The sequence below is a fragment of the Sporosarcina koreensis genome (assembly GCF_001531445.1).
GTDB classification, from domain to species: domain Bacteria; phylum Bacillota; class Bacilli; order Bacillales_A; family Planococcaceae; genus Sporosarcina; species Sporosarcina koreensis_C.
On record NZ_LQYA01000380.1, the window covers coordinates 1 to 243 of the forward strand.

A 243-nucleotide genomic window follows, 5' to 3' on the forward strand; every position below is an offset into this window, starting at 1 on the left:
ACCAAAATAACGAATTGCGTTCAGAGGTAAGCCGTTTAAAAGACTGTATAAGCGATTTAAAGCATGAAATCGGTTCGATATACAAAACCACCAAAGAATACTTTCAAGCCCGTACAAGCGATTTTAAGAGGCATGTGAGGGATTTTGTAAGTAAAGAATCGGAGAAAGAGCCACAAGGCGATTTTGAGCAGTTACACAAGCGTGAGCGACGTCGTGAGCAGGATCGTGGAATGGAAAGATAAA

1 protein-coding gene is annotated in these 243 nt (G+C 41.2%); it reads left to right on the top strand.

The window, feature by feature from the left end; all coding sequences use genetic code 11:
* On the top strand, nt 1–242 hold a 242-nt coding region (locus AWV70_RS24045), incomplete at its 5' end, for a hypothetical protein (RefSeq protein ID WP_160327731.1).
* Nucleotide 243 lies beyond the last annotated feature (1 nt).